This is a genomic window from Bacteroides sp. 3_2_5 (assembly GCF_000159855.2).
GTDB lineage: Bacteria > Bacteroidota > Bacteroidia > Bacteroidales > Bacteroidaceae > Bacteroides > Bacteroides fragilis.
The window spans coordinates 169,424-185,245 of record NZ_JH636046.1 but is presented as its reverse complement, the minus strand read 5'-3'; the positions used below and the strand labels follow the sequence as shown (position 1 = coordinate 185,245).

At 50.6% G+C, this 15,822-nt stretch carries 11 protein-coding genes; 6 read left to right on the top strand and 5 right to left on the bottom strand.

Annotated features, from left to right (window positions below; genetic code table 11):
• Positions 1 to 11: 11 nt before the first annotated feature.
• The 5 genes from BSHG_RS01250 (at position 12) to BSHG_RS01270 (ending at position 8,691) form a co-directional block, all read left to right on the top strand.
• A complete protein-coding gene (locus tag BSHG_RS01250; protein ID WP_008661529.1) occupies positions 12 to 3,008 on the top strand; it encodes a SusC/RagA family TonB-linked outer membrane protein in 2,997 nt (998 codons plus the stop codon).
• A 139-nt stretch (positions 3,009 to 3,147) separates the two neighbouring features.
• Complete coding sequence (locus BSHG_RS01255; RefSeq protein WP_080698869.1) at positions 3,148 to 4,635, top strand: RagB/SusD family nutrient uptake outer membrane protein; 1,488 nt, start codon at positions 3,148 to 3,150, stop codon at positions 4,633 to 4,635.
• Positions 4,636 to 4,869: 234 nt separating this feature from the next.
• The gene (locus tag BSHG_RS01260) at positions 4,870 to 6,162 is read left to right on the top strand and encodes a glucoamylase family protein (protein ID WP_005791295.1); all 1,293 of its coding nucleotides are present in this window, start codon (positions 4,870 to 4,872) and stop codon (positions 6,160 to 6,162) included.
• A 21-nt stretch (positions 6,163 to 6,183) separates the two neighbouring features.
• Positions 6,184 to 7,905, top strand: a complete 1,722-nt coding sequence (locus BSHG_RS01265) for a family 43 glycosylhydrolase (protein WP_008661526.1) — start codon at positions 6,184 to 6,186, stop codon at positions 7,903 to 7,905.
• 12 nt (positions 7,906 to 7,917) lie between these two features.
• The gene (locus BSHG_RS01270) at positions 7,918 to 8,691 is read left to right on the top strand and encodes a prolyl oligopeptidase family serine peptidase (protein ID WP_008661525.1); all 774 of its coding nucleotides are present in this window, start codon (positions 7,918 to 7,920) and stop codon (positions 8,689 to 8,691) included.
• Between the two features lie 192 nt (positions 8,692 to 8,883).
• Here BSHG_RS01270 and BSHG_RS01275 read toward each other — a convergent pair whose 3' ends face one another.
• The 5 genes from BSHG_RS01275 to rpoN all read right to left on the bottom strand — a co-directional run bounded on the left by BSHG_RS01275 (position 8,884) and on the right by rpoN (position 14,064).
• On the bottom strand, positions 8,884 to 10,764 hold the full coding sequence (locus BSHG_RS01275) for a 4-hydroxy-3-methylbut-2-en-1-yl diphosphate synthase (RefSeq protein ID WP_008661523.1): 1,881 nt from the start codon (positions 10,762 to 10,764) through the stop codon (positions 8,884 to 8,886).
• 4 nt (positions 10,765 to 10,768) lie between these two features.
• Entirely contained in the window at positions 10,769 to 11,275 is a 507-nt protein-coding gene (gene purE, locus BSHG_RS01280) for a 5-(carboxyamino)imidazole ribonucleotide mutase (RefSeq protein ID WP_005797496.1), read from the bottom strand.
• A gap of 191 nt (positions 11,276 to 11,466) precedes the next feature.
• On the bottom strand, positions 11,467 to 11,847 hold the full coding sequence (gene gcvH, locus BSHG_RS01285) for a glycine cleavage system protein GcvH (RefSeq protein ID WP_008661521.1): 381 nt from the start codon (positions 11,845 to 11,847) through the stop codon (positions 11,467 to 11,469).
• Between the two features lie 30 nt (positions 11,848 to 11,877).
• Entirely contained in the window at positions 11,878 to 12,558 is a 681-nt protein-coding gene (locus tag BSHG_RS01290) for a membrane protein (RefSeq protein ID WP_005791307.1), read from the bottom strand.
• Between the two features lie 27 nt (positions 12,559 to 12,585).
• A complete protein-coding gene (rpoN, locus tag BSHG_RS01295; protein ID WP_008661519.1) occupies positions 12,586 to 14,064 on the bottom strand; it encodes an RNA polymerase factor sigma-54 in 1,479 nt (492 codons plus the stop codon).
• 263 nt (positions 14,065 to 14,327) lie between these two features.
• Between rpoN and BSHG_RS01300 the strand changes: the two genes are divergently transcribed.
• Entirely contained in the window at positions 14,328 to 15,701 is a 1,374-nt protein-coding gene (locus tag BSHG_RS01300) for an aminopeptidase P family protein (protein ID WP_008661518.1), read from the top strand.
• The last annotated feature ends 121 nt before the right edge of the window (positions 15,702 to 15,822 follow it).

The window sequence follows — 15,822 nt, the reverse complement described above, 5'->3', positions numbered from 1 at the left end:
AGTACCAAACGATGAAAAAAAATCTGTTTACCCTATGTATGATGTTGCTGCTCTCCATGCTTTCTTTTGCGCAGGGCAGTCTGACCATCTCGGGTGTTGTTACCGAGAAAAAGACAGGGGAGCCTATCATTGGCGCCAGTATCCTGCTGAAAGGTCAATCGTCCGGAACCATTACGGACTTTAACGGCAACTATTTTATTTCGAATGTTCCTTCGGGCGCCACTCTTGTTTTCAGTTATATCGGCATGAAAACGCAGGAGGTCAAGGTGACTGCCTCCTCAAAGCTGGATATCTCTCTTGAAGAAGATAACCAATTGATAGACGAAGTTGTCGTGATCGGTTATGGTATACAACGTAAGTCCGACCTGACCGGTTCGGTAGGTGCGGTGAAGAGCAAAGACCTCACGAAAGTTGCCACTCCCAACGTGGCGAATGCCCTTCAGGGACGTGTCTCCGGTGTGTATATCTCGGCTAACGGTGCTCCCGGAAGCTCGCCCGAAGTACGTATCCGTGGTATCGGCACAACGAATAACAGCAATCCCCTTTATGTGGTGGATGGAATGTTTATGGACGACATCTCTTTCCTGAGCACACACGACATCGAGTCGATGGAGGTGCTGAAAGATGCATCGGCGACCGCCATGTACGGTTCGCGCGGTGCCAACGGTGTGATTATCGTCACTACCAAGCAGGGAACGGAGGGAAAAGCGGTGGTGAACTTCACCGCCAGCGAAGGATTCCAGTTCAACAACAGCAGCTTCGAGATGGCCAATGCCACCGAATACGCGACACTGCTGAACGAAGCACTGGTCAACACAGGCGGAAAACCCAAGTTTGACGACCCTGCTTCACTGGGCAAAGGAACCAACTGGTTCGACGAAATCTTCCGTGTGGCTTCCGTACGCGACTATCAGCTCAGCGTCAGCGGCGGATCGGAGAAGGTGCGCTACAACCTCAGCGCTGGATATTACCAGCAGGACGGCATCATCACCGGAAACACCTACAACCGCTTCACCCTGCGTGCCAACAATAGCTACAAGATCAGCAAACGGCTGACCCTCGGGCACAATCTGTCGGCCTCTTTCAGCCATAAGAAGAACGAAAACAGCGCGGTGGTGAAAGCTGCCTATACCATCAGTCCCGTGAAGCGTCCCTACAATGAAGACGGGAGTTTTATGGATTCCGAAAGCGCCTCTTCTGCCAATCCCGTCGCCACACTCCATTATACAAACAATGACGACTGGAAAGAACGTATCGTGGGCAGCGCCTTCCTGAACTGGAATATCCTGAACGGGCTTGACTTTAAAACCAGCCTCGGCATCGACTACATCAACGGACGCCGCCGCAACTTCGTGCCGAAATACTACGTTTCGGAAACACAGAAGAACGAAACCAACAGCCTCTCCAAAACCTGGGACCGCGACTTCACCTGGTTGTGGGAGAACCTGCTGACTTATGACTGGAAGATCAATGATAAGAACCGGCTCAACCTCTTGGGAGGTATCACGGCGCAGAAGCGTGTTTACGAGTTGCTGGAAGGCACCGGACGCGACTTCTTCTCCGATAACGAAAACTACTGGTATCTCGACCAGGCTTCGGCCGGCTCCAAGTCGGTGGCCAACAACGGATACCACGAAACAATGATGTCTTATCTCTTCCGTGCCAACTATGCGTTGATGGACCGCTATCTGTTGACTGTCTCGGTCCGTGCCGACGGTTCATCCAAGTTCGGTCCTGACAACCGTTGGGGCTACTTCCCCTCAGTAGCTGCCGGATGGAGAGTCTCCGAAGAAGCGTTCCTGAAAGACCGCGTGCAGTGGCTGAGCAACCTGAAGCTCAGAGGAAGCTGGGGACAGATCGGTAATGATAAAATAGGTAACGACAAATACCGGGCGCTCGCCAATATCTCTCCGTCCTATGATGCCGTGTTTGGCGGCGTGTTCTATCCCGGCGGAACCATCACGTCACTCTCCAACCGGAGCGTCCATTGGGAACGTTCGGAGCAGATGGACCTCGGCTTCGACCTCGGACTGCTGAACAACCGCTTTTCACTTGAACTGGACTATTATCGTAGAGACACGAAAGACATGCTGGTGACGGTGGATGTACCGGCTTCCGTAGGCCTCACCCCGGTAGAAACAAACGTAGGGGCGGTGCGCAACAGCGGTGTGGACTTTACCGTGAAATGGGAAGATTCGCTGAAAGACTTCCGGTATGGTATCCGTCTGACAGGAACGACCATCAAAAACGAAGTCATCAGTCTGGGCGGCAAACGCATCGCCAGCGGTGATATCGGCGCCGGGAAATCCGTACAGATGACCGAAGAAGGAAAGCCGATTAAATATTTCTATGGTTACAACGTGATCGGCATCTTCCAGAACGAAGCGCAGATCAAGGAGTACAACGAGCGTGCCGCCGCTGCCACCGGAAATGCCGGACAACAGTATCAGAACAACGTAGGTCCCGGCGACCTGATATACGAAGATGTAGACGGTGACGGATACATCACGGCCAACGACCGCAAGGATCTGGGCAGTCCCACTCCCAAGTTCATCGGCGGTCTGGGCATCAGTGCTTCCTGGAAAGGATTCGACCTCTCTATCGACTTCCAAGGCAACTTCGGAAACAAGATATTCAATGCCAAGCAGGTGGAACGTTTCTCCGGTTCGGACAACTGGGACCGCTCCTTCCTCGACCGCTGGACACCCGAAAATCCGAATACCATGACACCGCGAATGACTCTGGAAGGCAATAACTATCAGGTGTCGAGCCGCTACGTAGAGAGCGGTTCGTACGTGAAACTGCAAACGGTGGAACTGGGATATACTTTCCCGAAATCATGGATGCAGAAGGTATCCGTGCAGAATCTGAGAGTCTACTTCTCCGGCAACAACCTGGCCTATTTCACCGGCTATAACGGCTTCACACCCGAAGTGCTGGGCGGCATCGACCGTCAGATCTATCCGGTGACAGCTACCTGCCGCTTCGGCCTGAACGTAACTTTCTAATATTAAATGATATAGACATGAATACGATTTACCACAGAGTAACACAGAGTCTCACAGAGATGATTCCCTTTTAAACATTCTATGAGATTAAACTCTGTGAGACCCTGTGTTACTCTGTGGTGAACCCAAAACCATTACAATGAAAAAGATATATTCAATATTACTGGCTTCGGCACTGACCCTTTCTTCTTGTGCCGATTTCCTCGATGTAGATTCGCAGGGAAAGCTGACCGAAGATGTCTTCTTCGGCGAAGAAGAAGGCGCGTTGATGAGTATTAACGCCATCTATACCCAACTCCGGGCGTGGGACATCATCGGATTCTCATGGTTTGCCATCACCGAGCTACCCGGTGATAACTCCGATACAGGCAGCGAACTGGCGGACGGCAGTGTGGCACGTCTGAACCAGTTCAACGACTTTACTTACGACGCCTCTACCTCCGAGATCAACGGCTGGTGGGAAGGCAATTATAAAGCTATCGCTTCATGCAATGTGGCTCTGGACAATCTGGGTGCGGTGAAGAACGAAGAGCTCCGGGTGAAGTGCGTCGCCCAGGCCCGTTTTTTCCGGGGATTCTTCTACTTCAATCTCGTACGCGCCTTCGGCGGGGTGCCTCTGGTGACCAAGGTGTTGCAGCCCGGCGAATACAATCAGCCCCGTGCAACCGAAGAGGCTGTCTATCAACAGATCATCGAAGACCTGACCTATGCAGCCGAGCATCTGCCTACCCGTCAGGAGTGGGGTGCGAAAGAGTCGGGACGCGCCACCAAGGGAACAGCCGAAGGATTGCTGGCCAAGGTATATCTCTTCCGTCAGGACTATGCCAACGTGAAGAAATACACCGGTCAGGTGATTGGCCGCGGCGAGTATAGCCTGCACCGGGATTATCGCGACCTGTTCAATCCGAACTCTTACTATTCGGACGAAGTGATGCTTGCCGACCAATACCTCTGGGGCGAATCGACCGAACGCAACCTCGAGTCGGAATATGTGAAATGGCAGGGTATTCGCGGTGAGATGGGCTGGGGGATGTTCTCTCCTTCCGAAGCTCTCGACCAAGCCTATGAAGCGGGAGATCCCCGACGCACGGCAACCATTTTCTACGATGGAGAGACATTGGAGGGAAAGGGCGAGATTCATTTCAAGAAAGAAGTGCCGCCCCGTGCCAACAAAAAGACCATCTGGCCTACCGGTTACTGGAACGAGAACTCGTTTGCCAAACAGAATTGTCACCTGATCTTCCTGCGTTATGCCGATGTACTGCTGATGTATGCCGAGGCCTGCAATGAACTGGGCGAAAGCCGGGAAGCACTCGACAAGCTGGAAATGGTGCGCGCCCGTGCCCGCAGAACGGTGCATCCGGCGGATATGACAGTGGGATTGCCCGAGATTACGGAAACCGGTAAAGAGAAGCTCCGCGAGATCATCTGGAACGAACGCCGCATCGAACTGGCTTTGGAGGGACACCGCTTCTTCGACCTGATCCGTGCGGACAAGATGGTGCCGGGCTATGCGGAGAAGATGATGAAGGCACACGGGAAGACAAACTTCTCGATAGCAAAACATGCAACGTTCTTCATCCCGCAGAAGCAGGTGGATATCTCGCAGGGAGTCCTCAAAAACTGATATGAAACATGTATAACCAGTTCATTAAAATAGAATCATTCCAATAATATCAATTCCATGATTACACACAGCGTCTTTCCGATTGCCCTTTGCGGCAACGGAAGCCGCTATCCCCACTGCACGATGGAATCTCCGTGTCTCTGCCGTGCAGCCACCTGAGGGCGTGTCATTATTCACCAAATATGAGTCTCGACATGCCCTCTCGGGGGATAAAATCTTGAATTAACAACAACAATGAAACATACCCTTTTATTTCTTCTTATGATCTGTGCTTGTACGTTGCAAGCCACCGCTACAGGCAAACAGCCGAGACTGACCGATGATGAGTTGATGACTCTTGTCCAGAAACAAACTTTCCGTTACTTTTGGGATTTTGCCCATCCCGAGTCCGGTCTGGCCCGTGAGCGCAGCAATGACCGCCTCGAGATAGCAACCATCGGTGGTTCGGGCTTTGGGGTAATGGCAATTATAGTCGGTGTGGAACGTGGGTTCATCACCCGTGAGCAAGGCGCTGAGCGGCTGCTCAAAATAGTGGAGTTCCTCAATAAAGCCGATAGCTATCATGGTATCTGGGCACATTGGATGGACGGGGCTACCGGAAAGACCATTCCTTTCAGCAGGAAAGACGATGGAGCCGATTTGGTGGAATCTGCCTTTATGTTCGAAGGACTGCTGGCGGCACACCAGTATTTCACTCACGATAATCCGACAGAGAATCGGATACGAGGGCTGATCAATACCCTGTGGCATCAGGCAGAGTGGGACTGGTTCACCCGTGGAGGTGAAGATGTGCTTTATTGGCATTGGTCACCCAATAACGGATGGGCGATGAACCATCAGCTGAAAGGGCAGAACGAGTGCCATATCACTTATATTCTGGCGGCTTCTTCGCCTACTTATCCGATTCGTGAATCGGTGTATCATAAGGGGTGGGCCAACTCCATTACATTCAAGAACGGAAAAGAATATTACGGCATCCGCTTGCCCCTGGGCACCGACTTTGGCGGCCCTCTCTTCTTTACACATTATTCCTATCTCGGACTCGATCCGCGCGGACTCAAAGACAGTTATGCCGACTACGGTGAGCAGATGAAAGCACATACCCTGATCAACCGTGCTTATTGCATCGATAATCCGAAGAAGTATAAAGGATACGGCCGCAAATGCTGGGGACTGACAGCGAGCGACAATCATCAGGGTTACTCGGCACATTGCCCGCAGAACGACTTGGGAGTGATTACCCCGACCGCAGCCATCTCTTCCATTCCTTATACTCCGGAACATTCTCTGGAGGCTATGCGTTATTTCTACGAAGAATTGGGCGACCGCCTGTGGGGAGAATATGGCTTTAAGGATGCCTTCAACCTGACAGAAAACTGGTTTGCTTCCTCTTATCTCGCCATCGATCAGGGACCGATTATTGTGATGATTGAAAACTATCGCTCAGGCTTGATATGGAAACTCTTCATGAGTCATCCCGATGTACAGAGAGGATTGAAGAGACTGGGGTTCGGCTCAGAAGAATAAGATATACCATAGATTACAACCATGAAACAACTATTCCTTCTTTTACTCGCTTTGGGGTCTCCCGCCCTTGCCCTTGCGCAAGACATGCGGCAAGATACTTATTGCAACCCGCTGAACATAGATTATACCTATATGATCTATAACTCCGACAAGGACATTTCCTACCGCTCGGGTGCCGATCCGGCAGTGGTCAGGTTCCGTGGAGAGTATTATATGTTCGTCACCCGTTCCAATGGATACTGGCACTCTAAAGATCTGCTGGACTGGGATTTTATCGCCCCCAAAGACTGGTATCCGCAGGGGAGCAACGCTCCGGCCGCGCATAACTATAAAGACTCAGTGCTTTATGTCACCGGTGATCCTTCGGGTTCTATGAGTATTCTCTATTCCGACAATCCGAAGAGCGGCGAATGGAAAGCTACACCCGCCATCCTTCATAACCTGCAGGACCCCGATCTTTTTATCGACGACGATGGCAAAGCCTATATGTTCTGGGGTTCGTCCAATGTTTATCCCATCCGGGGTATGGAACTGGATAAGAATCACCGGTTCCTTCCGAAAGGAGAAGTGAAGGAGCTTTTCAATCTCGACATGCCGCGCCACGGCTGGGAACGTTTCGGTGAGAATCATAGCGATACCGTTTTAGGAGGATATATCGAAGGCCCGTGGCTGACCAAGCACAATGGGAAGTATTATATGCAGTATGGTGCTCCCGGTACCGAATTCAATGTCTATGCCGACGGTGTTTATGTAGCCGATCATCCGATGGGGCCTTACACCTATCAGAAGCACAATCCCGTGTCATACAAACCGGGGGGATATATGAACGGAGCCGGACACGGCAGTACGGTTCAGGGACCCGGCGGAGAGTATTGGCATTTTGCTTCGATGGCTCTTTCCATCAACGTCAACTGGGAACGCCGGCTCTGCATGTTTCCTGCCGGATTCGATAAAGACGGTATTATGTACGTGGACACCCGCTTCGGTGATTATCCCCGCTATGCTCCGGCCGTACCCGGCAAGAAGGGGCAGTTTCGTGGATGGATGCTCCTTTCTTATCGCAAACCGGTGACGGCATCTACTGCGAAAGGTGAGTTCGGACCGGATGCATTGACGGATGAAAGAACCAAGTCTTTCTGGCTGGCGGAAGCAAATGATGAACGTCAGTGGGTACTGATCGACCTGGAGAAACCTGCCCGTGTCTGTGCCGTACAGGTGAATTATCACGACTATCGGAGTAATCTATACGGTCGGATTCCCGGATTGCGTCACCGCTATGTGATTGAGGGCTCTTCCGACGGGGAGACCTGGAATATACTGGTCGATCGCCGGAGCAGCTATAAGGATACGCCGAATGACTATGTAGAACTTGAAGTCCCGACTACCGCACGCTATATCCGCTATAAGAATATAGACGTACCTACTCCGAATCTGGCTATTTCTGAACTGCGTGTATTCGGACTTGGGTTCGGCAAGGCTCCCCGGCCACCTCAAAAGCTGGCTCTGGATCGGCACACCGACCGTCGTGATGTTACTGTTCGCTGGGAGTCGGTGAAAGGAGCTCAGGGATACAACGTCCTGTGGGGGGTCGCCCCTGATAAGTTATACAGTTCGTGGATGGTGTACGGTGGCAATGAGTTGGAGATGAAATCGCTGACTATCGATCAGGATTATTATTTTGCTGTGGAAGCCTTTAACGAAAATGGTGTATCTTTACCTTCCGAAACTAAATATGTAGAATAATACCGAATAACCATGAAACAGTTTGTCCTTTTCTTTATCAGTCTCTTTCTTTTGGGCGTGGGTACCCGTTCGCAAGAGATGTATCAAAAGAAAGTTTTTATCTCTTCCCGGGGTGATTCTCTCAATTACCGTCTACTTCGTCCCGAGGTGGAAAAGACGGGACTGCAATATCCTTTGGTACTCTTTCTGCACGGTGCCGGTGAGCGGGGGAGTGATAACGAGAAGCAGTTGACACATGGTGGTCAGATGTTTCTCAATCCGGTGAACCGGGAGAAGTATCCGGCATTTGTCCTTGTACCTCAATGTCCCGAAAAAGACTATTGGGCGTATACCTCCCGTCCCTCTTCCTTTATTCCTTCGGAGATGCCGGCAGGACAAGAGATCACTCCTGTACTGCGTGCAGTAAAAGAGTTGTTGGATACCTATCTTGATTTGCCTCAGGTGGATCGTAACCGTATCTATGTGGTCGGTCTTTCTATGGGAGGCATGGCGACGTACGATCTTGCTGTCCGTTTTCCCGATACGTTTGCTGCTGCCGTTCCCATCTGCGGGACCGTGAATCCGGTGCGTCTGGCCGATGCAGCAAATGTTCGTTTCCGTATTTTTCACGGTGATGCCGACAATGTAGTGCCTGTAGAAGGCTCGCGTGAGGCTTATAAAGCGTTGAAGAACTTAGGAGTGGAAGTGGAATATATTGAGTTTCCCGGTTGTAATCATGGAAGCTGGAATCCGGCATTCAACTATCCCGGATTCATGGAGTGGGTCTTTGCTCAGCGTAAGAGATAAAGAACTTTATAGTTAAGTATACTATTTAAAGAGGAAGTCAAAATTCGTATTCACCACAGATAATACAGATTTGCACAGATAAATATTATTGATTGTCAGTAGATTAAAAATCGTTTTGTGTAAATCTGTGCGATCTGTGGTGAACTATGATATACTCTCTTTGAGGTAACGGTTATCCATCGTCCGCAAGAACTATTTGTCTTCCTTTTCTTTGGGAGAGGACAGGGAAGAAGTCTTCTCTTCATAGTCCCCGTTTGCTTTAATCAGTTCTATCAGCTTTTCTACGGCTTCTTCTTCCGGAATATTCTTTTCAATGCATTCCTTCTGTTTATAAAGACTGATTTTGCCACGTCCGGCTCCTACATAACCGTAGTCGGCGTCTGCCATTTCGCCTGGTCCGTTGACAATGCATCCCATGATGCCTATCTTGAGCCCCTTCAAGTGGGAGGTGGCTTCTTTGACGCGGGCAATCGTACTTTGCAGGTTGAACAGTGTTCGTCCGCATCCCGGGCAAGAAATATATTCAGTCTTACTGGTACGGATACGTCCTGCCTGCAGAATTCCGAAAGCAGTGGCATCAATCACTGCATGGCTCAGTTTGCCTTGGTTGAAGAGATAAATTCCGTCACACAATCCGTCAAAGATCAAGGCTCCCATATCCGCGCCGGCTTTGACCTGCAAGTCTTCAGCTGTATCTTCGGCATAGTGTTGGAAGAAGATAACCGGATTCTGTAATCCCTCCACCGCCAGTTGATGTGCCAGGGCACGATGTTCGCCTACACGGTTCGGGTGGTTGCTTTGTGAGACAACGACTGCTTCGGGGTGTTGCTTCAGGCATGCGACAACTTCCCGGGTAAGCGCCATGTAAGGGGTAAAGAGGAATTTCAGTTCGGCTGCGCATGTTTCCATTAACTCCAATTGTGCATAATTGAAGGCAGGCCACGTATCAGGTTCTCCTTTCCATACGTCGGCATCGAGGATGTATTGAACTCCGGGTTCTGTCTGTTCGGGTAAAGCACGTCCGGCATAAATGTAATCCGGTGTAAATTGCGGATGGGTCTCCATACGTCCGTCCATGCGGTCGGCAAGTACCACGGGCAGATGGTTTCCGCCGATATTGCGTACCGGCCGTGTTTTACGGCGTACCGGAGAAAGGTAGTTGAAATCCGGAGCTTCCATGCCGGGAATGTACGGATGGTTCCGGCGACTTGTAATATAGTCCACCAACTTGCGTGCCACGGGAATCTCAGCTTCCGGTTCTTCACTCAGCGAGACACGGATCGTATCGCCCAGCCCGTCAGCCAACAATGCGCCGATGCCCAAGGCCGATTTGATACGTCCGTCTTCTCCGTCGCCAGCTTCCGTAACACCTAAGTGGAGAGGGAATGACATGCCTTCCTGTTCCATCACTGATACCAACAGGCGTACGGTCTTTACCATTACCACCGTGTTGGATGCTTTGATTGAGATGACGACATCCGTAAACTTCTCGTCTACGCAGATGCGCAGGAATTCCATGCACGACTCTACCATACCTTCCGGCGTGTCACCGTAGCGTGACATGATGCGATCGGACAGTGAGCCGTGGTTCACCCCGATACGGACGGCTGTATGATTCTCTTTACAGATATTCAGGAAGGGGACGAAGCGGTCACGTATCTTTTGCAGTTCGGCGGCATATTCCTCGTCGGTATATTCCAGTTGTTTGAAAGTGCGTCCGGGATCTACGTAGTTGCCGGGATTGATGCGCACTTTCTCGGCATATTGTGCCGCTACATCGGCTACTTTCGGGCTGAAGTGTACATCGGCCACAAGCGGAACCATATAGCCGGTACTGCGCAGGCCGATATTGATGTTCATCAGGTTTTCGGCCTCTTTTACCCCCTGTGTAGTGAGACGGACATATTCTCCGCCGGCATCTACAATGCGCTTTGCCTGGGCCACACAAGCCTCGGTGTCTTGTGTGGGGGTATTTGTCATCGACTGGATACGGATAGGATTGGGGCCGCCCAACGGAACGGCCCCAATATTCACTTCCGAAGTTTCCCGTCGGGAGTAGTTGAATAAATCCATCTTTTTAGTTTGTTTTAAACTCGTACTTAATTTCTTTCAGTTCTTCGTTGGCCTTCACGATTTTCTTTTTCAGTCCTTCTTTATAGGCTATGAATTTTGTTTCGAGTTCTTTATCTTCCAATGAAAGCATTTGTACGGCAAGGATGGCGGCGTTCAGTGCGCCGTTGATACCCACAGTCGCTACAGGAATCCCCGGAGGCATCTGTACGATCGCCAGAAGGGCGTCCATTCCGTCAAGAGACGATTTGATGGGTACACCGATGACCGGCAGCGGGGTCGATGCGGCAATCACGCCCGGCAGATGGGCAGCCATACCGGCAGCAGCGATAATTACTTTAATGCCGCGTGAGCGGGCATTCTTGGCAAACTCTTCCACAGCTTCGGGAGTGCGGTGAGCCGAGAGGGCGTTCATTTCGAACGGTACATGGAGATCGTTGAGCAACTGTGCGGCCTTTTCCATGACAGGAAGGTCGGAAGTGCTACCCATGATAATGCTTACGATTGGAGTCATATTTATTCTACTTTTGAGATTGATTGATAACGAGATGGAATGAATCAACTTCACCACAGATTACACAGATTCTCATAGATTAATGATTTACTTTATCGATAATAAGATTAAAAGTTCTGTGAGAATCTGTGTAATCTGTGGTGAGACCATTCAAGACTAAGCAAGTGGTAATGAATGAATCGGGAAAGCCTTTATGCATTTACCACTGCTTTGTATCCTTCGGCATCCAGCAAGTTGTCAAGGTCTGCTGCATTGGCAGGTTTCATTTTGATGAGCCAGCCTTCGCCATACGGATCTTTATTCACTAATTCCGGATTCTCTTCCAGTGCCGGGTTTTGTTCTACCACTTCACCGGCTACGGGCAGGAAGAGGTCAGAGATTGTTTTAACTACTTCGATCGTACCGAACACTTCTCCCGCTTCCAGTGTTTCGCCTTCAGTAGGAATATCGACAAATACGATGTCGCCCAGTTGCTCCTGAGCGTAGTCGGTGATACCTACATAAGCTACATTGCCTTCGAGGCGGATCCATTCGTGTTCGTTAGTGTACTTTACATTCTGTGGGAAGTTCATAATGATTAGTTTTTAGGATTGATACTATGTTTAAAATAAAAATATACGGAACAAAACATTGCTGAGCGGATGGAGCACCAGCAGTGAGCAGACGAAACCGACGGTAAAGCCGGCAAGTACTTCGCCGAGGGTGTGATGTTGCAGGATGATGCGTGCCGAACCCAATATCCCCGCCACGAGGATGAAGAGGCATAGCCACCACACCGGATTATAACTGAACAGCGCGCTGAACGAAACCAGTCCGCCCACGATGCCGCCCATACCTGCCATGTGTTCGCTCAGTTTCCACTTCAGATTGACAATGATGCAGATGACCAGCACCACCAGTGAAGCCAGTATAATGCCCGTCATGTACCAGGGAATGTTCAGCTTGTGCATCATCATCAGGCAGAATACGTACGAGATGATGGTAAGCAGGATCGGTACATAGCGTTTCTTACGGTCGCTCAGGTCCTGGCGGGCAAAGCCATTCACTTTGCGGAACAGGAAGATGGTCATGGTAGGCATCAGGATGGTGAAGCAGTAGACAATTCCCAATACGATGAGTTTGTACTGCAACGGCATGATGCGTAGGTAAGAGAACAGGAACAATACCAGAAAAGCCAGGAAGGGGATAGAGAATGGAGTCAGTATTCCCGAAATGATTCTGGCCGTACGGATCAGTGTCCTGTCAGCTATGATATGTTGCTCTATCTTCTCTTCTTCAGCCATTTTGTTTGTTTCTTTTATTATGCTTTTTTATTTTCTCAGTCTTGCCACCGGAATGTTGAGTTGCTGGCGGTACTTGGCCACCGTGCGGCGTGCGATGGGATATCCTTTCTCTTTCAGTATTTCGGCCAGTTCGTCATCGGTCAGCGGTTTCTTTTTGTCCTCGCTGTCGATGCATTCTTTCAGGATCTTCCGTATCTCGCGTACCGACATCTCTTCACCGTCTTCGGTGGTGTATCCGTCGCTGAAGAAGAACTTCAGGGGATAAATGCCGTAATTCGTTTGCACGTATTTGCTGTTGCTGACGCGTGAGATGGTCGAGATGTCCAGCCCGGTGCGTTCCGCCACGTCCTTCAGGATCATCGGGCGGAGCAATGACTCGTCGCCTTCGAGGAAGAAGGGGCGTTGCAGGTCGATGATGGCCTGCATGGTGGTCATCAATGTATTCTGGCGTTGCTTCACGGCGTCGATGAAGCCTTGTGCGGCGTCCATCTTCTGCTTGAGGAACATCATGGCCTCTTTCGATTCTTTTGATTGGTTGGCCTTGTTCTTCGTATGTTCCTCTACCATCTCCGTGAAGTCGCGGCTCATGCGCAGCTCCGGCAGATTGCGGTTGTTGAGGCTGATGTTGATGGTTCCGTCATCGTAGGTGTCTACTATGAAATCGGGGACGATCTGTTGCAGGTTCCGTCCGATGGCTTCACCCAGCGATGCGCCCGGACGGGGGTTGAGCTTGGTGATCTCTTCAAGTGCCTTATAGAAGTGTTCTTCGTCCAGTCCCAGCTTTTTGATGATCTTTTCCCAATGCTTGCGGGTGAACTCTTCGTAACATTCACTGATGATTTCTTCTTCCGTTTCCAGCAGAGGATCTGTGCCATGGGACTGTTTTTTGCGGCGGATCTGTATCAGCAGGCATTCCTGCAGGCTGCGTGCGCCCAGTCCGGGAGGGTCGAAATCTTGTACGATTCTCAGGGCTTCCTCCAGTTCCTCTTCCGTAGCGTTGATACCGGCGTAGATGGCCAGTTCGTCACCGATGCTTTCGAGGGATTTGCGGAGCAGGCCGTCGTCGTCCAGCGAACCGATCAGGTATTCCGCCAGTTCGCGCTGATGTTCGGTCAGGTTGCGTTCGCCGAGCTGTTCTCTCAGGATTTCGTAGAATGACGTCGCGTCCGAAAACGGAATCTCTTCTGCTTGCTCGCCTTTGGAGCGGTTGTTTTCCTGAAGTTTATAGTCGGGGATGTCGTCTTCGGTCAGATAGTCGCTCAGCGAGTCATAGTCCGTATCGCCTTCCATCTCTCCTTCGGAGGTTTCGGCAGGAGTGGTCTCGTCGGAGGTGCTTTCTTCTTTGCCTTCTTCAAGGGCGGGATTCTCCAGCAGTTCGGCATGTACACGGTCTTCCAGTTCCACAGCCGGTAGCTCCAGTAGTTTCACTACCAGAATCTGCTGCGGTGAGAGCGTTTGTATCTGCTGCTGCGCCTGCGATTGTATCTGACGGGAACCTTGTGCCATACGTTTAATGCTTTACAGTTTTTGTTTCTCGCTACAAAAGTAATGAATTGTTCGATATAGCGAAATGATTTATCCGATAAAAGGAGTTAAAGGAAAAACCGGAGGGAGCGGGGAAGACATGGAGGGGTGTTCCGGAAAGATATTCCCGGCCTCTTCCATGGCGGGACGGTTATTGCTCTGCTGTGAATCTTATTTGCTTTATCTCCTTTGTCAATTCATCCTTTGTTCCTATCTTTGCCATCATAACTTTAATATATACCATTATGTTCAGCAAAGAGACATATACGCAGCGCAGAGCCCTGCTGAAAAAAACATTAGGCTCCGGAGTACTGTTGTTTCTGGGAAACGACGAGTGTGGATTGAACTACGAGGACAATACGTTCCGCTATCGTCAGGATTCTACCTTTCTCTACTACTTCGGCCTTTCGTTTGCCGGGCTTTCGGCTATAATCGACATTGATGAAGATAAGGAAATTATATTCGGTGATGAACTGACCATCGATCATATCGTATGGATGGGGACTCAGCCCACACTGAAGGAAAAGAGTGAGCGGGTGGGAGTGGACATCACCATGCCTTCGGCCGACATTGTGAGCTATCTGCACAAGGCGGTACAGAAGGGACAGGCCATCCATTACCTGCCGCCCTACCGTGCAGAGCATAAACTGAAGTTGATGGACTGGCTGGGAGTGCCTCCCGCGCGTCAGGAGGGTTCGGTGCCGTTTATCCGTGCGGTGATCGCGCAGCGTAACTACAAGTCGTCCGAGGAGATTGTCGAAATCGAGAAGGCCTGCGATATTACGGCGGATATGCACATTACGGCCATGAAGATCCTGCGTCCCGGGATGCGCGAGTGGGAAGTATCGGCAGCCATGGAAGCCGTGGCGCATGCCGCAGGGGGTGACCTTTCGTTTGCTACCATCGCTACGGTGAACGGACAGACGCTCCACAACCATTATCATGGCAATATCGTCAAGCCGGGCGATCTGTTCCTGATCGATGCCGGCGCAGAAACGGAGATGGGTTATGCAGGCGATATGTCGTCTACCGTTCCTGCCGATAAAAAGTTTACCCGGCGCCAGCGCGAGGTTTACGAGATACAGAACGCCATGCACCTGGAGTCGGTGAAAGCACTTCGTCCGGGTATTCCTTATATGGATGTATACGACTTGTCGGCACGTGTGATGGTCGAAGGTTTGAAAGGACTCGGGCTGATGAAGGGAAATGCCGAAGACGCCGTGCGCGAGGGTGCACATGCTTTGTTCTATCCTCACGGGCTGGGACACATGATGGGGCTCGACGTGCATGACATGGAGAATCTGGGTGAACTCTGGGTGGGCTATAACGGACAGCCCAAGAGCACGCAGTTCGGCCGTAAGTCGCAGCGTCTGGCCATTCCGTTGGAGCCGGGTTTTGTACATACCGTGGAGCCGGGCATCTACTTTATTCCCGAACTGATAGATCTCTGGAAGGGCCAGAAGAAGTTCACCGACTTTATCAATTACGATAAAGTGGAGACTTACAAAGACTTCGGAGGCATCCGCAATGAGGAGGATTATCTGATAACCGAGACAGGCGCCCGCCGCTTAGGAAAGAAGATTCCGCTGACACCGGACGAGGTGGAAGCGTTAAGATAGTTTTTTTTTTCATTAGTTGAAGTATTACTAAGATGTGAATCCAGGTAATACATATTAAGTTTTTATTATGTCCGGATAGTGATCCGGTCGATTTATTTTAAATTTTGTTAATATGGGGTTG